Origin of the sequence: Pseudomonas sp. SCPG-7 (assembly GCF_002156405.1) — a bacterium.
GTDB classification, from domain to species: domain Bacteria; phylum Pseudomonadota; class Gammaproteobacteria; order Pseudomonadales; family Pseudomonadaceae; genus Aquipseudomonas; species Aquipseudomonas parakoreensis.
The window spans coordinates 746,106-766,964 of record NZ_MVOO01000001.1; the positions used below are offsets into that span (position 1 = coordinate 746,106).

The 20,859-nt window shown below is 57.9% G+C and carries 18 protein-coding genes and 1 pseudogene; 12 read left to right on the forward strand and 7 right to left on the reverse strand.

What is annotated here, in order from left to right; translation table 11 throughout:
- Positions 1–5 precede the first annotated feature (5 nt).
- The 3 genes from B1722_RS03360 to B1722_RS28705 form a co-directional block, all read right to left on the reverse strand.
- A complete protein-coding gene (locus B1722_RS03360; RefSeq protein ID WP_086791356.1) occupies positions 6–1,274 on the reverse strand; it encodes a DUF1479 domain-containing protein in 1,269 nt (422 codons plus the stop codon).
- A gap of 148 nt (positions 1,275–1,422) precedes the next feature.
- Positions 1,423–2,295 (reverse strand): AraC family transcriptional regulator, encoded by an 873-nt coding sequence (locus tag B1722_RS03365; RefSeq protein ID WP_086791358.1) that lies wholly within the window; start codon positions 2,293–2,295, stop codon positions 1,423–1,425.
- Positions 2,296–2,374: 79 nt separating this feature from the next.
- Positions 2,375–2,677 carry a hypothetical protein gene (locus B1722_RS28705; protein ID WP_368040840.1) on the reverse strand — a complete coding sequence of 101 codons (303 nt, stop codon included), beginning with the start codon at positions 2,675–2,677 and terminating at the stop codon, positions 2,375–2,377.
- A gap of 54 nt (positions 2,678–2,731) precedes the next feature.
- Between B1722_RS28705 and B1722_RS03370 the strand changes: the two are divergent.
- Positions 2,732–3,203, forward strand: a pseudogene (locus B1722_RS03370) (LysR substrate-binding domain-containing protein); the annotation flags it as partial.
- Between the two features lie 292 nt (positions 3,204–3,495).
- Here B1722_RS03370 and B1722_RS03375 read toward each other — a convergent pair.
- Positions 3,496–3,951 carry an Lrp/AsnC family transcriptional regulator gene (locus tag B1722_RS03375; protein WP_041064251.1) on the reverse strand — a complete coding sequence of 152 codons (456 nt, stop codon included), beginning with the start codon at positions 3,949–3,951 and terminating at the stop codon, positions 3,496–3,498.
- A gap of 117 nt (positions 3,952–4,068) precedes the next feature.
- On the opposite strand from B1722_RS03375, the gene B1722_RS03380 reads away from it, so the two are divergent.
- Genes B1722_RS03380 through B1722_RS03390 form a run of 3 tightly spaced genes read left to right on the forward strand, consistent with a single transcriptional unit; the run spans position 4,069 to position 6,024 of the window.
- Entirely contained in the window at positions 4,069–4,704 is a 636-nt protein-coding gene (locus B1722_RS03380; protein WP_217436761.1) for a LysE family translocator, read from the forward strand.
- A gap of 14 nt (positions 4,705–4,718) precedes the next feature.
- Positions 4,719–5,552, forward strand: a complete 834-nt coding sequence (gene panB, locus B1722_RS03385) for a 3-methyl-2-oxobutanoate hydroxymethyltransferase (RefSeq protein WP_041064254.1) — start codon at positions 4,719–4,721, stop codon at positions 5,550–5,552.
- Between the two features lie 16 nt (positions 5,553–5,568).
- A complete protein-coding gene (locus tag B1722_RS03390) occupies positions 5,569–6,024 on the forward strand; it encodes a MaoC family dehydratase (protein ID WP_041064257.1) in 456 nt (151 codons plus the stop codon).
- 916 nt (positions 6,025–6,940) lie between these two features.
- Here the strand turns inward: B1722_RS03390 and B1722_RS03400 are convergent.
- Together B1722_RS03400 and B1722_RS29525 are read right to left on the reverse strand one after the other, a co-directional pair.
- Positions 6,941–8,119, reverse strand: coding sequence for a sugar transporter (locus B1722_RS03400; RefSeq protein WP_041064260.1), 1,179 nt, complete (start codon positions 8,117–8,119; stop codon positions 6,941–6,943).
- A gap of 192 nt (positions 8,120–8,311) precedes the next feature.
- On the reverse strand, positions 8,312–8,509 hold the full coding sequence (locus B1722_RS29525; protein ID WP_086791363.1) for a hypothetical protein: 198 nt from the start codon (positions 8,507–8,509) through the stop codon (positions 8,312–8,314).
- A 264-nt stretch (positions 8,510–8,773) separates the two neighbouring features.
- Between B1722_RS29525 and B1722_RS03410 the strand changes: the two genes are divergently transcribed.
- From B1722_RS03410 to B1722_RS03445, 8 genes are all read left to right on the forward strand, one after another.
- Positions 8,774–9,121 carry a DUF4190 domain-containing protein gene (locus tag B1722_RS03410; RefSeq protein ID WP_041064263.1) on the forward strand — a complete coding sequence of 116 codons (348 nt, stop codon included), beginning with the start codon at positions 8,774–8,776 and terminating at the stop codon, positions 9,119–9,121.
- A 15-nt stretch (positions 9,122–9,136) separates the two neighbouring features.
- On the forward strand, positions 9,137–9,589 hold the full coding sequence (locus B1722_RS03415) for a DUF805 domain-containing protein (RefSeq protein ID WP_041064266.1): 453 nt from the start codon (positions 9,137–9,139) through the stop codon (positions 9,587–9,589).
- 273 nt (positions 9,590–9,862) lie between these two features.
- Positions 9,863–11,116: a multidrug efflux RND transporter periplasmic adaptor subunit MexE gene (mexE, locus tag B1722_RS03420; RefSeq protein ID WP_086791365.1), complete on the forward strand. Its 1,254-nt coding sequence runs from the start codon at positions 9,863–9,865 to the stop codon at positions 11,114–11,116.
- A gap of 15 nt (positions 11,117–11,131) precedes the next feature.
- The gene (locus B1722_RS03425) at positions 11,132–14,320 is read left to right on the forward strand and encodes an efflux RND transporter permease subunit (protein WP_041064272.1); all 3,189 of its coding nucleotides are present in this window, start codon (positions 11,132–11,134) and stop codon (positions 14,318–14,320) included.
- Positions 14,320–15,741 carry an efflux transporter outer membrane subunit gene (locus tag B1722_RS03430; protein ID WP_041064275.1) on the forward strand — a complete coding sequence of 474 codons (1,422 nt, stop codon included), beginning with the start codon at positions 14,320–14,322 and terminating at the stop codon, positions 15,739–15,741. The genes B1722_RS03425 and B1722_RS03430 overlap by 1 nt, the downstream gene beginning before the upstream one ends.
- 257 nt (positions 15,742–15,998) lie before the next feature.
- Complete coding sequence (locus B1722_RS03435; RefSeq protein ID WP_086791367.1) at positions 15,999–17,054, forward strand: tetratricopeptide repeat protein; 1,056 nt, start codon at positions 15,999–16,001, stop codon at positions 17,052–17,054.
- A gap of 140 nt (positions 17,055–17,194) precedes the next feature.
- A complete protein-coding gene (locus B1722_RS03440) occupies positions 17,195–18,697 on the forward strand; it encodes an ATPase domain-containing protein (protein WP_041064281.1) in 1,503 nt (500 codons plus the stop codon).
- A complete protein-coding gene (locus B1722_RS03445) occupies positions 18,694–20,364 on the forward strand; it encodes an ATP-binding protein (protein ID WP_041064284.1) in 1,671 nt (556 codons plus the stop codon). The genes B1722_RS03440 and B1722_RS03445 overlap by 4 nt, the downstream gene beginning before the upstream one ends.
- A gap of 114 nt (positions 20,365–20,478) precedes the next feature.
- Here the strand turns inward: B1722_RS03445 and B1722_RS03450 are convergent, their stop codons facing one another.
- A complete protein-coding gene (locus tag B1722_RS03450; protein ID WP_016774860.1) occupies positions 20,479–20,856 on the reverse strand; it encodes a response regulator in 378 nt (125 codons plus the stop codon).
- Positions 20,857–20,859 lie beyond the last annotated feature (3 nt).

The following is a 20,859-nucleotide window of genomic DNA, read 5'->3' on the forward strand; positions in this document are numbered from 1 at the left end:
CGCAATCATTCGAGCCCCAGACCGGCACGTCCGAGCGCGTTCAGACGCTCCAAGGTGAAACGACCTTCCCAAGTTGTTTCATAGTCTTCCCGAGGAAAATCGTCGGGTGATGCACCCTGCGCGAATGCCCTGAACACATCCTTGGCGTAACGCAGGTTTTTTTGACACATAGGTGCAGCCGGAACGTACATAACATTGCCCCAGCCTTGTTGATTTGCCACGGGTGCGACACTGTGAATTACATCGCAATGCCACCACACCGAATCGCCCGCACGGACATCCGGAATCGGACTCAGCCCTTCGAACAGCAGTGGATGCCACTGTCGGGACACCGGAAGTACCTTGCCCGGCGCAACCCCGCACAGCTCATCCTCAGGTACATCGTCCAGCAGTGGCCGCAGCAGCATGTAAGCCATCGCCTTGGGGATCGGCAAGGTATGCAGTACCCCCTGATCGGCGTTCATATCCGATAACGCGGTCCAGCCTTGAAACGTGCGGAACGCAGAGCACTTGACCGTATCTTTGTAGGCGTACTCATCAACTTCAGTACGGAAGGCTGCGTCCCAAGGGTCGTAGGCGCTGAAATCGTTGCTGTAAATTTTGTCGAATACCTTCAGGTAGGCTGGGTGCAGCCATCGCTCCAAGGCGCCCGAGTCGGTGTGTGGCCCGAGACCTTTTGAATGTGTTCCCGGAGGTCGACGCCGTACTCGATCCGGGTATAGGGCATTGATATCAGGGTTGAACCATTGCCGCCCTTGAGAATGGATCTTCCAAAGACGATTCAGAAAAGATTGTGCGGCCCCCATGCGCTCATCCTGACGCAACTGCATCTGCGACTCCGACCAATAGATCGGAAAAATTTCTGGACGCGATGCCTCCAGGCTTCCGAAAAACTGGTCCGCTGGACCACGATAAATTGCATCGAAGTGATTGCGGTCAAGGTAATCCAAAAGCCTCTCGTCCCACCCCAAAACCTGCTCTCGAGGAAAATGGTTTCTGAGCACGACGCAACCACGCCGCTTGATTAGCGCCAACTGGTCCGCACTCACTTTCCCGACCGCGATATCCTCGAACTCAAGGATCGGCCAAGCCGAACCGGTTAGCGCCTCCTGCGCCTTGATTGAGTCGATTTCAGCAACGATGAATTCGCTAACTTGTTCAAACAAAGATTCAACGTCGCCGATCAGCGCGCGCAAGGCGCGCTTCATTTTGACGATGCTGTCTCGATAATCTTGCGGAAGCGTTTCGCTTTCGAAGGCACGGTATTTACTCATGGGAACTACCTGCTGTTTTTGTTATTCATGCAGGTATGGAACCACTTTTAAATAAGCACACGGCAGCCTCATTTGAAGCGTCGACTAGTACGATAATGGCGTTTTGAGCCAATACGATCGGAGTATCAACCCACTAGATTTCTGACCTTCACTGAAAATGATGGCTGTGCGTTTGACGAAACGCGGAAGGTGTCAGCCCTTTCAACGCCTTGAACTGGCGGTTGAATAATGCCAGCGACGAGTAGCCCACCTCCTCCGCTATTATCGATACCGGCGAGTCGCCCTGCATCAGCAACGCACAGGCATGGCCGATGCGCAGTCGAACGATATAGTCCAAGGCGGTACAGCGTGTATGCCGGCGAAACATTCGATGGAAAGCAGACAGACTGACGCAGGCCAGCTCTGCTAACTCGGCAACATTGATTGCCCGGGCGTAGTTACCATGTAGGTAATGCAGAACTCGATGAATACGCGCGTCTTCGACAATCTGATCACCGGCCTGCCCGCCTGGCGTCGGCAGGATCCGAGTAGCATCAGCGTCTCTTGCCAGCCTGTCGAGCACCGTTAGCAATGCGATCAAGCGCTGGGGCGGCGTCTGATTGACCATTGCCTCGATGGAGGAGCGTACTTCACTGGAGGCCCTACCACTGAAACTCACCGCGTGTTGAGCTGCCGCCAGCAATGGGCGAACCGCAGCCATTTCCGGAAACAATGTCACAAGCGAGTCGGCCCAAGCAGCGGAAAACCAGATAACCAAGGCAACATGCGGCTGATCCTCATCAATACGCTCCGCTGAAGACCAGCTATGAGGAATATTCGGCCCTACAAGAATCAGGTCTCCATCGTCATAGCGCGCTACGTCATTACTGATGTAGCGATGGCCGCGACTATTGAGCGTGAGTGTCAACTCATATTCGGGATGATTATGCCACTCGAATGGAATCGCATCCGGCAAACGCCTGTTCAATAGCGTCCAAGAGGTTGCAGCCTCTGTGGGTACTTTCTCGAAGCTGGGTTTCATGACATCGACTCGGCCTAGCAAGGGACTTGTATCGCCATCATCGTAACACCCACTACTTCTGCAGTGAGCTGACGAGATCTCAACGCGTAAAATCGTCGGCCGCCTGATCATGACATTGACCTGCAGAAGGATTCCATTGAAAACCAGAGCGCGCCAGCACGCTTGGTTTCAATCGCTGGTCGCTACCGTAATCCTCGCGTGGGTGGAAGAACAGTGTTTGCGTAGCTGGAAGTACTCGCACCCTGGTTTCGTAAGCAGCCAGGTAATCGTTGCGCACCTCAAGTGAAACGCTGCCAGGCATCCATGCGACAAAAGGAGGAAGAACCTCGAATCCGAGGTAGCGAAACATCCCATCGTGGATGGGCAATAGAATGTGACTCATACACCCATGAATGCCATCGGGTTGATATAGGCTTTCCGCAGTGCCGGTGGTAATGCACAGCGCTATGACGCCGGCGTGCGTCTGGGCGATCAGGTGGAGAAGGACGTGATTGCCGTGCCGATCGGCCCGTCATTGCGCATCGCGGTAGTAGGTTCTCCCGAGTATTTCAAGCACCGACTGATCCCGAAGGGACCGAGCGATCTGGCTGCGCACAACTCCATCAATCTGCGCCTGCCTACCCATGGCAGCCTGATTTGAAAAAGACGGCCACGAACTCAAGGTGCGCGTTGAGTGGCAATAGACGTTCAACAGCAGCATGCCGATCTGGCGTGCGGCGGAGGCAGGCTGGGGGCTCGCGTTTCTACCGGAAGATATGGTCATGAGCCAGTTGGCCAACAGCACACTGTTGGGGGTACTTGAGGACTGGTGCCAACCTTTTGCCGGTTACCACCTTTACTACCCGAATCGTCGTGAACATTCATCAGCGTTTGGTGTTGTAGTTGAAGCGTTACTCTACAAGCGCTGAGTCATCGACCTTCAAGGCGCATGAGCTTTATCCGCCCCATAACCCCGTAAATGAGCAAATGCTTTTGATCGGTTGCAGCCGGAAGCGACCGGCTGCAATAGGGCGATTACTGCTGACTTTGAGTGGTAGCTATTGGCTGTAGGTTCAACCGGTCGTTCAACAGCAGCAGCTATCAGCCATAGACGACCCTATGCAACAGTCTTTGTTCGAGACAAGTAGTCGTATCTCAGCATCGGACGATTCGACAAACGTATGACTGCTTCCCACTGACTCTCCCGTATTGCTTGAGCTCTTATTCTAGAGGCAGAGGACGGTCTGTGATGACGTGCTTCATCACTAACGTCGATGTGAGACGCTGTACGTTAGGTAGCCTAGACAGTTCTTCATCGTAAAGCTTCTGAAAGGCTGGGAGATCTGCTGTCACCACCATCAGCAGATAATCAGGATCGCCAAAAAGTCTTTGTGCTTGGACTATATAAGGAATTCGCGGTAGAGCATTTTCGAAATCTGCTACCGCCTTTTGGTGCCCCTCTCGAAGGGTTACGAATACCAGGGACGAGAAATTCAGACCTATCTCGGTCGCCGATAGCTGAGCACGGTACCCTTTGATAACGCCTGCGTCCTCCATCGCCCGAACACGTCGATGGCATGGAGACAAACTGAGACCTACGCGGTCTGCCAATTCTGTCAGCGACTGGCGACCATCCTGCTGTAGCTGCGCAAGAATCTTCTTATCAATTCGATCCATTCAGAAAAACCTTCTAATTAAGTCCGCCTTTGCGTATATCTTCGAAAGATAATACCACGTGGCATTCTTTATCCTTCCAAGACAGTGTTTCAGGGCGGTAAACGGCGCACTGAACTGATGAAAAAGAAGGATTTGATCGTGACAGTGTCTTTGATGATGGCCTTCTGGGCCGTATCATTTTTGTTTGTTATCACGCCTGGAGTCGACTGGGCCTACTCGATATCGGCAGGTCTGCGAGGTCGTGTTCTACCCGCCGTAGTCGGCATGCTTTCCGGTCACCTTTTGGCCACGTTGATCGTCGCTGGAGGCGTGGGCGGGGTGTTGGTCAAAATACCCCATGCGTTGCTGACATTAACGCTAATGGGGGCGGCCTATCTCCTATGGCTCGGCTTCAACATGTTGCTAAAGCCTTCGTTGCCTGCTCAAGGAGCATCCAGCGGTGACAGTAGCTGGATGGCCTGGGCGATAAAAGGACTGTGCGTCAGCGGTCTCAACCCGAAAGTTCTTTTGTTGTTCCTGGCACTGCTACCTCAGTTCACTGATGCGTCAGCGGGGTGGCCAGTAGGGGCTCAGATTATCGCGTTAGGTTTGATCCACGGTTTCAGTTGCGGCGTCATCTATCTTGCGGTTGGCTACGGCGCCGGAGCGGTGCTTGCTTCACGTCCAGCAGCGGCTACCTATGTGAGCCGGATATCGGGAGCCGCGATGATCGTCATTGCTGTGGTTCTTGCTGCCGAACGGCTGACCATTTGAATTAAGGAAGCAAAATGTCTGATCAAATCACCGCCCCCTATAACAGCCCTCGTCTCGGCAGGGTAAGAATTCCACATTTACAAGACATGAAGGCACGGGGTCAAAAATGGGCCATGTTGACTGCTTATGACATGTACGCCGCGTCGGTGTTTGAGGCAGCAGGAATTCCGGTACTGCTCGTAGGCGATTCCGCCGCCAACAACGTTTATGGGCACGACTCGACGTTGCCGGTAACAGTTGACGAGATGCTGCCTCTGGTCAGGGCGGTTTCGCGCGCTACTGAGCGGGCGTTGGTCATTGCGGATTTGCCTTTTGGCTCTTATCAGGGATCGCCTGAACAGTGTTTCCATACCGCAGCCCGTTTCATGAAGGAAGGCGGCGCTCATGCCGTAAAGCTCGAAGGTGGGATCGAAATGCTTGCGCAGGTTGAGAAGTTGGTAGGCGCAGGCATTCCAGTTATGGCTCATATCGGTTTTACCCCGCAGGCAGAACACCAGCTGGGCGGATACCGCATTCAAGGCAAGGGCGAGGACGCTCAGAGTTTGATTAACTTGAGCGTTGCCTTCGAGCGTGCAGGGGCGTTTGGCCTGCTTATTGAAATGGTGCCAGGAGACGTGGCTACGAGGATCACCGAGACAGTCTCCATCCCTACCGTCGGAATCGGTGCAGGTGTTGGCTGCGATGCCCAGGTACTCGTCTGGCAGGACATGGTAGGGCTTCGTGATGGTCAATTGCCGCGATTCGTCAAACAGTATGCGGATATGAGAAAGGTGATGGGTGACGCTGCACAAGCCTTTGCTAAAGACGTCGAGTCTGGCTCATTCCCAGGGATTGACCATACGTTTTAAATCGTCGGAGATGCCAATGAACGCAATGCGCCAGAAAGCAATTGAAGGACTTAAGGAAGGCGATACTTTCGAAATCAAACGCACTTTTTCGCACGCAGATATCGTTCAGTTTGAGGTGCTATCGCGCGACCACAACCCGGTGCATTCCAACGCTATGTACGCGGAAGCAAAAGGCTTTGATGGTGTCATCGCTCATGGCTTGCTGACTGCGACGCTGATTACGGAAATTGGAGGGCAATTGGGGTGGCTGGCCACCTCTATGAATTTTCGCTTCAAGCGCCCCGTTTACATTGGTGATGAGCTGACTTGCGTGTGGAAAATCATGGGGATTGATGACGGTAATCGAGCGCGAGCCGAGGTAACCGTGAACAACATTAACGGCCAGGCTGTCTTGCTCGCAGACACAACAGGGCTGATCCCCACTGACACCGAGAGGAATCTACTCGCATCAATAAAAATTGATGAAACTTAGATTTATAGCGGTGGCCAAGACATGCCAAAAACACCTCTTATATAGGAACCACGCATGCAAGACTTAGTAACATTTATTGTTAGACCAGGAAGGGGAATTGAAGACGCCTACTTTCTCCTGCTAGCTGCTTTCGTTGGTGGCGCTGCGGGAGTATTACTGGCCTACAAGGTATCGCTATGGGAGGGATTGCCCTTTGCACTAGTCGCGACCCTGATGCTTTATTTCACGTGGCGAACCCCAAGCTTGGTGCCTCTACCCTCTGAGAGACCAACGCCTAATGAGCCGTAGCATGAGGGGATAGAGGCGATCAAACTGGAATAATCACCTAAAGCCTGCGAAAGGCTTGCTGCTTAACTCGCACTTTATAAAACGCAGATTACCGCTTTTGGCTGATAGCAGAGGACGCTTTAACCATCATGCCGGCCGAATGACATCGGTATACTTTTAGCGTTCGTCTAATACAAATCCAAAATCGTCGCTGGACACTTGAGCCGCTTCGCTGAGCCGTTGACGTAGTGCAACGGTCAGCTGTCGTTCCACCTCCTGAATCGCCACTGGTTCCGTAGAAACCTCCAAGCCCAGCAAACCAATTACGCGGATACAAATATTCGGTCGAACACAGCCGATCGGAGTTGCTGTTGTCGACCTAGAGCGGATTAGCTGGTCCTTCCTGAGCCCTGCCCTCTCCCACCCAGATCCGATGAGGAGCAACACTGAAAGCCATCGACGACCACCCTGGCACGCCTCAGAGATCGCCAATCTCGATCGCTCGTATATCCCGCGCCAGTGGGGGCAAAACTGGGGGCACAGTTGAATTTTCTCCGTCTGAAAACAGCTTCCTAGAGCCAAGTAAAAATGTTTTTCGGTGATCCGGACAGCCTTGAGCTGCCTGCACATTAAGCAGGCAGCCAAAGGCTCAAGTCCTGGGCCGGCTGATGCGATAGATCGACACGCAGAAAGACGACAACGCCAACGCCGCCAGCATCCCGCCGACAAGCCCGACGTAAGCAAAGCCGAACTGGCTGCCGACCCAGCTCCCCACCAGTGCCCCGCCGCCGATGCCGATGTTGTAGATCCCGGAAAACAGCGCCATCGCCACGTCGGTGGCGTCCGGCGCCAGCACCAGGACTTTCGACTGCAGCGCCAGCCCGAAGCCCATGATCGCCATGCCCCAGAACACACTCAGCACGCCGAGGTATGAGACGTTGCCGCTGAACGGCAACAGCAACGCCAGGCACAAGGCGAGCACCGATACGCAGATGATCAGAAAACGTTGCGGGTTATAGCTGTGCAAATAGCTGAACAGCAGCGAGCCGAATATGCCGGCGCCGCCGAATAACAACAGCAGGAGCGTCACCACATCACCGCTCATGTTGGCCACGGTCAGTACGAACGGCTCGATGTAGCTGTAGGCGGTGAACTGTGCAGTCACCACCAGAGCTGTCAGGACATAAACGGCTACCAGCGCAGGTCGCTTCAGCAATATGGGCAGGCTCTTGAGCGAGCCCGAGTTCTGGCTGGGCAGCAACGGCAGCACCTTCGCCAGACAGAACACCAGCGCCGCCGCGAAGCCCGCAATCACGATAAAGGTTGTGCGCCACCCCATCGCCTCGCCCAGCAAGCGGCCGAGAGGAATGCCCAGCACCATCGCCAGCGAAGTACCGGTTGCGAGCAAGCCCAGCGCCTGAACCTGCTTGCCCGGTGGAGCCAGACGCACGGCCAGAGAAGCGGTGATCGACCAGAACAGCGCATGCGATAGCGCCACGCCGATCCGGCTCACCAGCAGCACCCCGAAGCTGGTCGCCAGACCCGACAGAATGTGGCTGGCGATAAACATAGCGAACAGCACGAGCAACAGTTTGCGTCGCTCGACGTTGCGCGTCAGCAGCATGATCGGCAGCGACGTCAGAGACACCACCCACGCGTAAATGGTCAGCATCAGACCGACCTGCGCCGTCGACATGTCGAAGCTGCTGCCGATCGAGCTCAACAGCCCGACAGGCACAAACTCGGTGGTGTTGAACACAAACGCGGCCAATGCCAGGGCAATGACTGCGTACCAGTTGCCGGTGTTTGTCGCCGTAGAATCACTCATTGAACGTCGTATTACTCGTCGATGATCGCGCGTGAATGTACGCAAGCGATCTGTGCCCATCTGTCGGTGTCTTGGTACCGATTGCCGAATGTTTCGACGTTTAGGGGGACGCATCATCAGAGGGTCAAGCCACACTGATCTGATCCAATGCGGTAGAAGCATACGAGGTCTTGATCAAACAAGCTGCCTTGTTCACTGGCCCAAGTAAACGTTGCCCTGCATGCAGTCATTCTTCAGGTCGATCTGTTTCTGCGCGATGATCATCCCGTCACCCACGGCACTGCCCATGCCGTGGGTTTTATCGTTCGCTGCCGGGGTTGAAAGGTAGCTGGCGGTCGCAGCGTTGGCCTGATATTGGCATTCAGCTATATCGTGCTGGATACCGCGCATGAAAATGCGGTTCGTGCTGCGCGACGTATCTTGAGCAGCAAGGAGCCGGTGAAGCGTTCGACCATGCCGAAGCGGTAAATGGCCTCGCTGGCAGGCACGGCTCCAGACGCTTGCACAATCCCGATAGCCTTCAGTCCTTGAGTCCCCGCACAGCCACGGCAGCAATGATGGCAAAGTGATAATGACAAATCCGGTAATAAAGTTTAACTTACCGCCGCCCCGACCGCTGGAGGATCGGGCATTTGCACTCAGTTAAGGAAAACGATGGCAATGGTCTATTGTCGTGCTTGCGCCAAGGAGCTACACGAAACGGCGCTCACCTGCCCCCAATGCGGGGCGCCCCAACAGGCCTCCGTGCCGCAAACGCAAGCCGAAACACCCTGGCTGGCCATCGTTTCATTGATCCTCGGGATTATCAGCGCACTCAACCTGTTTGATGATTCCGAATGGGACAGGGATGCGATTGTCGGTGTGGGCATCCTCAGCCTTGCGGGCCTCACTTGCGGCATCGTCTGTATCAACCAAAAACACCCAGGAAGAAACCTCGCGATCGCCGGCATCGTTTTGTCTGGCCTTGCCGCGTTCGTTTTGTCCTGTCTATCGATTGAATAATTTTAGGGAAAAAATATGAGCTTGGTTTTCTGCCGTGGTTGCGCCAAGGAAATTAGTAGCCTGGCCGTGGCATGCCCACAGTGCGGTGCACCTCAGGCTGTTCAACCGTCCTATGCAAGCGGCCCCGCCATTACGACGGGCAATCCTTACGTGGAAGCGCTGAAGAATTACGCCGAATTCAAAGGCCGCGCCACCCGCCGCGAGTACTGGATGTTTGTGCTGATCAACATGGGTATCTGCATTGTCATGGGCGTTCTCGACGCCATGCTCAACACCAAGGGCTTGCTCTACAACCTGTACAGCCTGGCGATGTTGCTGCCGAGCATCGCAGTGGGCGCGCGCCGTATGCACGACACTGACCGTAGCGGCTGGTGGTTGCTGCTGCCGATCGTCAACCTGGTGTTCCTGGTGCAAGACAGCCAGCCAGGTCCGAACCGTTTCGGGCCGAACCGCAAAGGCAACAACTGAGTCACTTCGCATCACGTTGAACGAGACGGCCTTCATGGCCGTCTCTTTGTTTGTGAATTCTGTTCCTGAAGCCGCCGCTGGATTTTTACTGGCGGCGCAACACACATTTGTCATCAAACCAATTGATAGCACCCTAACGAAAGGTGCATGCTAGAGGGCTCGAATCGCTCTTATATCATTCCGAATGATAGTTACCTTTGCTTCATTCGATTCGTGCCATCACAGCCCGCCGAGCATCATCCGCCCATCTTCAATACATTGGCGGATGATTCCATGGAACAGTCACTCAAACATTTGCGCTTCCCCTTGGCCATGTTGGCCGTGCTGGTGATGAGCGCTTGCGGCAAGACTCCGGAGACTGCCGCCACCATGCCCGCTGCCAAAGTCAGCGTGGCCAAGGTGCTGGAACAACCGGTCAACGAGTGGGACGAATTCACCGGGCGCCTCGAAGCGCCGGAAACCGTTGAAATCCGTCCACGGGTCTCCGGCCAGATCGACGAGGTGGCGTTCACCGAAGGCGCGCTGGTCAAGAAAGGCGACCTGCTGTTCCAGATCGATCCGCGTCCTTTCCAGGCAGAAGTTCGCCGGCTCGAAGCGTTGGTAGCCCAGGCGCGCGCCAATGCCACCCGCAGTGAAAACGAAGCCGGTCGCGGCGAACGTCTGCGCGCCAGCAACGCGATCTCCGCTGAACTGGCCGACTCGCGCACCAGCGCTGCACAAGAGGCCCGCGCCGCCGTTGGCGCCCTGCAAGCGCAACTGGATCTGGCCAAACTGAACCTGAGTTTCACCCGCGTCACCGCGCCAATCAGCGGCCGCGTCAGTCGCGCCGAAATCACCGCCGGCAACCTGGTGACCGCCGACACCACCGCGCTGACCAGCGTAGTCTCCACCGACAAGGTTTACGCCTACTTCGACGCCGACGAGCGTGTGTTCCTCAAATACACCCAACTCGCCCGCAACGGCCAACGTGGCGCCACCACGCCGGTGTACATGGGCCTGTCCAACGAAGACGGCAACCCGCACCTCGGTCAGATGAACTTCGTCGACAACCAGGTCAATCCGAAAACCGGCACCATCCGTGGTCGCGCAGTGTTCGACAACAGCGACGGCACCTACACCCCGGGCCTGTACGCACGGCTGAAACTGGTCGGCAGCGGCACCTACAACGCCATGCTGATCAACGACGAAGCGGTCGGTACCGACCTGGGCAAGAAGTTCGTGCTGGTGATGGATGCGGACAACAAGACCGCTTATCGCGCCGTTGAACTGGGGCCGAAGATCGAAGGCCTGCGCATCGTGCGCACCGGTCTGAACAAGGACGACACGATCATCGTCAAGGGCCTGCAGCGGGTTCGTCCGGGTTCGCCGGTGACGCCTGAAGTGATCCCGATGGCCAGCGAGCAGACCATTGCCGCTCTGGCTCAACAACGTCAAGCGCTGGAAGCCAGCAACCTGCCCAAAATCGCACCTGCCAAAGGTGCACAGGGTACGGCTGTGAAGCTGGCCGCTACGACCCCACGCGGTTAAGGGACGACAACTCCGATGAATTTTTCCCAATTCTTCATTTCACGGCCGATCTTCGCAGCGGTGCTCTCGCTGCTGATCCTGATCGCCGGTGCGATCTCGCTGTTCCAGTTGCCGATCAGCGAATACCCGGAAGTGGTGCCACCGACCGTGGTGGTACGCGCCAACTTCCCGGGTGCCAACCCCAAAGTCATCGGTGAAACCGTGGCCGCTCCGCTGGAGCAGGCCATCACCGGCGTCGAGAACATGCTGTACATGTCCTCGCAGTCCACCGCTGACGGCAAGATCACCCTGACCATCACCTTCGCGCTGGGCACCGACCTGGATAACGCGCAGGTACAGGTGCAGAACCGGGTGACCCGTACCGAGCCGAAACTTCCCGAGGAAGTGACGCGCATCGGTATCACCGTCGACAAGGCCTCGCCCGACCTGACCATGGTTGTGCACTTGACCTCGCCGGACAAACGCTACGACATGCTCTACCTGTCCAACTACGCGATCCTCAACATCAAGGATGAGCTCGCGCGTCTGGGCGGTGTCGGTGACGTGCAGCTGTTCGGCATGGGCGACTACTCGCTGCGGGTCTGGCTCGATCCGAACAAGACCGCTTCGCGCAACCTGACTGCCACCGACGTGGTGACGGCGATTCGTGAGCAGAACCGTCAGGTTGCTGCCGGTCAGCTCGGTGCGCCCCCTGCGCCGAATGCCCAGAGCTTCCAGCTGTCGGTCAACACCCAGGGCCGTCTGGTGTCCGAGGAAGAGTTCGAAAACATCATCATTCGCTCCGGCGACAACGGTGAAATCACTCGCCTCAAGGACATCGCGCGCGTCGAGCTGGGTTCCAGCCAGTACGCCCTGCGTTCGTTGCTGAATAACCAGCCAGCGGTAGCGATCCCGATCTTCCAGCGTCCAGGCTCCAACGCCATCGATATTTCGAACGAAGTTCGCGGCAAGATGGAAGAGCTGAAGAAAGGCTTCCCGCAAGGCATGGACTACAGCATCGTCTATGACCCGACGATCTTCGTGCGCGGCTCGATCGAGGCGGTGGTTCACACCCTCTTCGAAGCGCTGATCCTCGTGGTGCTGGTAGTGATCCTGTTCCTGCAGACCTGGCGCGCCTCGATCATTCCGTTGGTGGCGGTGCCGGTGTCGTTGATCGGTACGTTTGCGGTCATGCACCTGTTCGGCTTCTCGCTCAACGCCCTGTCGCTGTTCGGCCTGGTGCTGGCGATCGGTATCGTGGTGGACGACGCCATCGTGGTGGTGGAGAACGTCGAGCGCAACATTGAACTGGGGCTCAACCCGTTCGATGCGACCAAAAAGGCCATGGGTGAAGTGACCGGCCCGATCATCGCGACCGCACTGGTGCTGTGTGCAGTGTTCGTTCCAGCGGCATTCATCTCCGGCCTCACCGGGCAGTTCTACAAGCAGTTCGCGCTGACCATTGCAATCTCGACCGTGATCTCGGCGTTCAACTCGCTGACGCTGTCGCCAGCGCTGGCCGCCGTGTTGCTCAAAGGGCATGACGCGCCGAAAGACCGCTTTTCCAGGATTCTCGACAAGATCTTCGGTGGCTGGCTGTTCCGCCCGTTCAACCGTTTCTTCGACAAAGCCAGCCATGGCTATGTCGGCACGGTGCGCCGCGTGATCCGCAGCAGCGGCATCGCTCTGCTGCTGTATGCAGGCCTGATGGTGCTGACGTTCTTCGGTTTCTCCAGCACACCAACCGGTTTCGTACCCGGCCAGGACAAGCAATACCTGGTGGCCTTCGCGCAACTGCCGGACGCCGCGAGCCTGGATCGCACCGAAGACGTGATCAAGCGCATGTCCGACCTGGCGTTGAAACAACCGGGCGTGGAAAGCGCCGTAGCATTCCCGGGCCTGTCGATCAACGGTTTCACCAACAGCCCGAACGCCGGCATCGTGTTCGTGACCCTGAAACCGTTCGACGAACGTAAAGACCCGAGCATGTCCGCCGGTGCCATCGCCGGGGCCTTGAACGGTCAGTACGCGAACATTCAGGAAGCGTACATGGCGATCTTCCCGCCACCGCCGGTACAAGGTCTGGGCACCATTGGTGGTTTCCGCCTGCAAATCGAAGACCGGGGCAACCTGGGCTACGACGAGCTGTACAAGGAAACCATGAACATCATCGCCAAGAGCCACAACGTGCCGGAACTGGCCGGACTGTTCACCAGCTACACCGTGAACGTGCCGCAAGTCGATGCCGCCATCGACCGCGAAAAGGCCAAGACTCACGGCGTGGCCGTCAGCGACATCTTCGACACCCTGCAGATCTACCTGGGTTCGCTGTATGCCAACGACTTCAACCGCTTCGGGCGCACCTATCAGGTCAACGTTCAGGCTGAACAGCAGTTCCGCCTCGAATCCGATCAGATCGGTCAGCTGAAAGTGCGTAACAACAAGGGCGAAATGATCCCGCTGGCGACCTTCATCAAGGTCAGCGACACCTCGGGCCCGGATCGCGTGATGCACTACAACGGCTTTATCACCGCTGAAATCAACGGTGCGGCAGCCCCTGGCTACAGCTCCGGCCAGGCCGAAAAAGCCATCGAGAAACTGCTCAAGGATGAATTGCCGAACGGCATGACCTACGAGTGGACCGACCTGACCTACCAGCAGATTCTGTCCGGCAACACCGCACTGTTCGTGTTCCCGCTCTGCGTATTGCTGGCGTTCCTGGTACTCGCGGCTCAATACGAAAGCTGGAGCCTGCCACTGGCGGTGATCCTGATCGTACCGATGACCCTGCTGTCGGCCATCACCGGGGTGATTGTCTCCGGCGGCGACAACAACATCTTTACCCAGATCGGTTTGATCGTACTGGTGGGCCTGGCTTGTAAAAACGCGATTCTGATCGTCGAATTCGCCAAGGACAAACAGCTGGAAGGCCTCGACCCGCTGGCTGCGGTACTGGAAGCCTGCCGTCTGCGTCTGCGGCCGATCCTGATGACTTCGTTCGCGTTCATCATGGGTGTAGTGCCACTGGTGTTCTCCAGCGGTGCCGGTGCCGAGATGCGTCACGCCATGGGTGTGGCCGTGTTCTCCGGGATGCTCGGGGTGACCTTCTTCGGTCTGTTGCTGACGCCCGTGTTCTACGTGTTGATCCGTAACTTTGTCGAACGCGGGGAAGCCCGCAAAGCGGCCAGAGCGCACGCTCTTCAAAAGCCACTGGAGGCGCAATAATGAGTCTGAAAGTCTTCCTGCCGAGTCTTCTGGTGCTGGCGCTGAGCGCCTGCGCCGTCGGCCCCGACTACAAGACCCCAGCCACGGAGGCGGCCAATATCACGGCCGCCACCGATGGCGCCGCCGGGCAAAAGAACTTTGACCGTTCGAAATTCGAAGGCATCTGGTGGCAGCAATTCGACGATCCGACCCTCAACCAGTTGGTGACTCAATCGCTGCAAGGCAACCGTCAACTGCGTGTGGCGTTCGCCCGCTGGAAAGCCGCCCGGGCGATCCGCGACGACGTCAGCAACGATGCGATGCCGACCATCACCAGCCGCGCCAGCAGTGATCTGGCCAAGGGACAAATTCCCGGCCAGACCACCAAGCGGGTCAACAGCGAGCGCTACGATCTGGGCCTGGACATGGCTTGGGAGCTTGATCTGTTCGGCCGGATCCAGCGCAATCTGGAAGCCAGCGACGCCGACCAGCAGGCGGCCGAAGCCGATCTGTATCAACTGCAAGTCACGATGATTGCCGAACTGGTCGACGCCTACGGTCAACTGCGCGGTGCGCAACTGCGCGAGAAAATCGCCGTGGCCAACCTGGAAAACCAGCAGGAGTCGCGCAAGATCACCATCAGCCTGCGTGACGCCGGCGTCGGTGATCAGCTCGACGTCGAACGTGCCGATGCGCGTCTGGCCTCGGTCGAAGCCAGCGTGCCGCAACTGCAGGCGGAACAGGTACGGCAGAAAAACCGCATCGCCACCCTTTTGGGTGAGCGTCCGGACAAAATGACCGTGGACTTGAGCCCGAAAGACTTGCCGGCAATTGCCAAGGCTTTGCCAATCGGTGATCCGGGTGAGCTGCTGCAACGCCGCCCGGACATCCTCAGCGCCGAACGCAAACTGGCCTCGGCCACCGCGCGGATCGGCGTAGCGAAAGCCGACCTGTTTCCACGGGTCAGCCTCAGCGGGTTCTTGGGCTGGACGGCCGGGCGTGGTTCGCAGATCGGCTCCTCGGCGGCCAACGCCTGGGCACTCGGCCCGAGCATTACCTGGGCGGCGTTCGATCTGGGTAGCGTGCGCGCCCGCTTGCGGGGTGCCGATGCCGATGCCGAAGGCGCACTGGCGACCTACGAGCAACAAGTGTTGCTGGCGCTGGAGGAATCGGAAAACGCCTTCAGCGATTACGGCAAGCGTCAGCAACGGCTGATCTCGCTGATTCGTCAGAGTGAATCGAGCCGCAAGGCTGCCGACCTGGCTGAAATCCGCTACCGCGAAGGCACCACCGACTTCCTCGTGCTGCTCGACGCCCAGCGTGAACGGCTGAACGCCGAAGACAGTCAGGCCCAGGCCGAGGTTGATCTGTATCGCGGCATCGTCGCGATTTACAAAGCCTTGGGTGGTGGCTGGCAGCCAGAAACCGTCGCCAGCAAGTAAAAGTTTTCAAAGCGCTCCTTTGGTTGGCCGCAACCAACCAATTTTTTGCCCCGCGTATCATTCGGTCGCGGGGCTTTTTTGTGCCCGCCCCTATAGGAGCTGACGCAGGCTGCGATCTTTTGATCTTGAACATCAAAGTCAAAAGATCGCAGCCTGCGGCAGCTCCTACAGGCCAATTCGCAGCATGGGTTTGACTCATGGCCTTCTCTGACCGAAGCTTGCCCCTCTGCTAAAGAACACCCGTTCACGGAAATCGCATGCCTCAGTCCCGCCGCTACCTGCTCATCAGCCTTGGCCTCGTGCTGATCATCGTCGTTGCCTGGTTATCTCTGCGCTCCACCGCCCCGGTAGTGCCCGAGGCGATCAAGCGCGGCTACAGCGAAGCCCTGACGGCGGCCCGCTCCGGGCAGCCCGGGGCGGCACGGCAGTTGTACCAGCAATTGGGGCGCCCGGACTTGTCGGCCAAGCGCAGCGTCTGGCTGCTGGCCGAACTGCCCAACTATCCAAGCCCACAAGCGCTGAAGCTGGCCGACGCCCATCTGCAGAACGAAGCCCCCGAAGTCCGGCTGGCAGCGATTCAAAGTGTGGTCGGGCTGGTGCCCGGCGGGCAACGCAGCCTGCTGCTCGGGCCGATGCTCGACGATGAGGACCAAAACGTACGGTTCGCCGCGATCAACGCCCTCCTCGGTCTGACGCCGGATGAACTGGGGCTGTATTTCGCCCCGCTGCAGCAGGCGATCGATGGCTGGGAACAAGCGCTCAAGGGACAGCCGGAAAACGCCGCCACCTATGCGCAACTGGCACGCCTGTATCTGCACAACGCCGAACTCAAACAGGCCCAACAAGCGCTGGACAACACCCTGCGGCTGGAACCGGGCAACCTGCCGGCACTGGTGATGCAGATCGATGTCCTCGACCGTCAGGGCCAGAGCGACGCCGCCCGCCAGTTGCTCGCCAAACAGTTGCAGGCGCAACCGGATTCCGCCTACCTGCAACACGCGCTCGGACTGTGGCTGTTGCACCACGGCCAGCGTGAATTCGCCCTGCTCGGCTTATCCAAAGCGGTGGAGCTGGAGCCGGACAACAAGGATTACCGCTACGACCTCGCCACCACCCTGCACGCTGCCGAAGAGCTGGAAGCGGCGCAAAAGCAGTTGCAGGAAGTCGTCCAGCGCCACCCAGCCGACCGCAAGGCGCGAGTGCTGCTGATCAATTACTGGAAGGAAAGCGGCCAGTTGCAGAACGTGCAGATTCTGCTGGCGCAACTGGAGCAGATGAACCCCGACGACCCGGCCCTGCAGCAGGGACTTTGAGCCGTTGGCCGCTGATTCAATGACACTTTGCTATCGAAACCTCGGAACCGTCATGAGCGGCAGCGGTCAAGTAATCAGGTAGAGCACAACGGCTGGTACAGCCTGCTGCCTCGATTCCCCTAGTCATGAGAGGGCATTCTTTGTCTACGTCCAACGAGTTGATCAGTGCAAAAGCCGCCACCGGCATCATTGGCCTGGATGACATCCTCGCCGGTGGTCTGTCCCGAGGGCATGTGTTTTTGCTCGAGGGTGAACCCGGTACAGGCAAAACCACCGTCGCGTTGCATTTCCTGTTGGCGGGCGCTCGTGCCGGCGAACGCTGTCTGTACATCACACTGTCGGAAACCGAGCGTGAACTGCGCCAGGGCGCAGCCTCTCACGGCTGGGAACTGAACGAGAACATCGAGATTTTCGAGCTGACACCGCCGGAAAGTCTGCTCAACGCCGAACATCAGCAAAGCCTGCTGTATTCCTCAGACCTTGAGCTCGGTGAAGCCACCAAGCAGATTTTCGAAGTGGTCGAGCGCTTCAAACCGACCCGCGTGGTGCTCGACAGCCTGTCGGAGATCCGCCTGCTGGCGCAAAGCTCGCTGCGTTACCGTCGGCAGATTCTGGCGATCAAACATTACTTCGTGCGTTACGACGCCACGGTCCTGCTGCTTGACGACCTGACCACCGAGTCCCTCGACAAGACCGTGCACAGCGTCGCCCACGGCGTCATCCGCCTCGAAGAGCTGACCCCCAATTACGGTGCCGAGCGCCGCCGCGTACGCATCATCAAGTACCGCGGGCAGAAGTACCGTGGCGGTTACCATGACTTCACCATCATGGGCGATGGGGTCCATGTATTTCCGCGCCTGGTCGCTGCCGAACACCGTGGCGACTATCCTCGCCTGCAATTGACCAGCGGCATCAAGGAAATGGACGCCCTGCTCGGTGGTGGCATCGAGACCGGTTCCAGCACACTGATCCTGGGCCCGGCCGGTACCGGCAAATCGCTGATTTCAATGATCTTCGCCGCCGCTGCCGTAGCACGCGGCGAAAAAGCGGCGCTGTTCATCTTTGATGAAGAGCTGGGTTTGCTCTTCGAGCGGATGAAAAATATCGGCATCGACCTCAAGGCCCTGCAAGCGACCGGCAACCTGCTGATCGATCAGGTGGACGCCGCCGAACTGTCCCCCGGCGAGTTCTCGCACCGGGTGCGTCGCTGCGTCGATGAGGGCAACATCAAGACCGTCGTGATCGACAGTATCAACGGCTATCAGGCCGCGATGCCCGAAGAAAACGCGCTGGTGCTGCACATGCACGAGTTGCTGCTGTATCTGAACCGCAAAGGTGCGGCGACATTCATGACGGTTGCCCAGCACGGTCTGGTCGGCGACATGCAGGCGCCGGTCGATATCACTTACCTGGCCGACACGGTGATCCTGCTGCGCTACTTCGAAGCCATCGGCAAAGTCCGCCGAGCCATTTCCATCATCAAGAAACGCACCGGCAACCACGAGTCGACCATCCGTGAATACCGCATTTCAAGCCAGGGCATGACCATTGGCGAACCGCTGGAAGCATTCCAGGGTGTGTTGCGGGGCGTACCGACTTACCTTGGCGCCAGCAATCCGCTGTTGCGGGAAGAAGCCTTGTGACAGCCTCCGTTTCACTGCCGGAACGGGCGCTGATTCTCGCGCCCATGGGCCGCGACAGCCAAGTGGCGCTGATGATCCTCAATGAGGCGGGTTACGGTGGGGTCATCACCCCGGATCTGGGCGCATTGTGCACAGAACTGGAACCTGGCGCCGGGCTCTTGTTGATTGCTACCGAAGCGTTGCGCGGCCCGGAACTGGAAACGCTTCTGCATTTTCTGGAGCAGCAACCGGCCTGGTCGGATCTGCCGATCGTCTTGCTGACGCACCACGGCGGCCCCGAACAAGGCCCCTCCTCACGCCTGAGTGAATTATTGGGCAACGTGACCTTTCTCGAGCGTCCGTTTCATCCGGCGACCCTGGTCAGTCTGGTGTCCACCGCCCTGCGCGGGCGACGACGACAGTACGAAGCCCGTGATCGCCTGATCGATCTGAGTGAAAGTGAACGGCGCCTGCAATCAACCCTTGAAACCCTCGAGCAGCAAGTCGAGGAACGCACCGCGCAGCTTCGCCACAACGAGGAAGCCTTGCGTCAGTCGCAGAAAATGGAAGCGGTCGGTCAGCTTACCGGCGGTATTGCTCACGACTTCAACAACATGCTCACCGGGATCATCGGCAGCCTTGAATTACTGCGCCGACGACTGGCTCGCGGGCGCCTTGATGACCTCGACAGCCTGATCGATCTGGGTGTCACCTCAGCCAACCGCGCCGCCGGCCTGACCCACCGTTTGCTGGCATTTTCCCGCCGGCAATCGCTGGACTCCAAAGCCGTGCAGATGAATACCCTGGTGCTGTCGATGGGCGAGTTGCTGCAACGCAGCCTCAACGAAAGCATTCAGCTCGACATGCGCCTGAACGACGATTTGTGGGTCGCTGAAGCCGACCCCAATCAACTAGAAAGCGCCCTGCTCAACCTGGTGCTCAACGCCCGGGATGCGATGCCCGAGGGTGGCAAACTGGTGGTCGAAACCAGCAATCAGATCCTTAAACAGGAATTCACCGAGGCCTACACCAACCTCGAACCTGGCGAGTACGTCATGCTCAGCGTCACCGACAACGGCAGCGGCATGCCACAGAGCGTGATCAACCGCGCGTTCGATCCATTCTTCACCACCAAGCCCATCGGCCAGGGCACCGGTTTAGGCTTGTCGATGATCTATGGCTTCAGCAAACAGTCCCGTGGTCACGTCTCAATCGACAGCGAAATCGATCAGGGCACCACGGTCAAACTGTACCTGCCGCGCTTCCGCGGCGAGGAACTGGAGCATCCGGTGTCCGCTATTCAACAGGCTCCGGAGGCGCTGGACGGCGAGACGGTGTTGATCGTCGAAGACGACCCTGCCGTGCGCGTGCTGGTCAGCGCAGTGCTCAGTGAGTTGGGTTATGCGTTTGTCGAAGCCGGCGATGCCGACGGCGCGGTACCGATCCTCAACTCGACGCAGCGCATTGATCTGTTGATCAGTGACGTCGGCCTGCCGGGCATGAACGGCCGGCAACTGGCGGAAATCGGTCGGCAGTACCGGCCGGGGCTGAAGGTGCTGTTCATTACCGGTTATGCCGAGCACGCCGCTGTGCGCGGCGGGTTCCTCGACCCGGGCATGCAGATGATCACCAAGCCGTTCACCTTTGATCTGCTGACCGCCAAGGTCCGCGAGATGATCAAGAACTGATCCCAAAAACACCTGTAGGAGCTGCCGCAGGCTGCGATCTTTTGATCTTGTTTTTTAAAATCAAAAGATCGCAGCCTGCGGCAGCTCCTACAGGGGCATTTCAGTGTTTTTTGATCAGGCCAGCAGTTCCTGAATCTTTTCCTGCAACACGTCCAGATCGAACGGTTTTTCCAGGATCGGCGCCTTGCTGGTGATCGGGCTGCCGGTCTCGCGGATTTCCTGCGGGTAGCCGCTGATGAAGATTACTTTCAGGTCCGGACGCAGCTTGACTGCCGGCTCGGCGATTTGCACGCCGGAGATCCCGCCCGGCAGGCGGAAGTCAGTGATCAGCATGTCCAGATGCGGTTTGCTCGCGAGAATCTCGAACGCCTGCTCGCCGTTTTCGGCCTGCAACACGCGGTAACCCTGCCCCGACAGATAGTCTGTCAGCACCATCAAGATAACCGGTTCGTCCTCGACGACGAGTACTACATCTTGTGCATCTACGCTCATGGG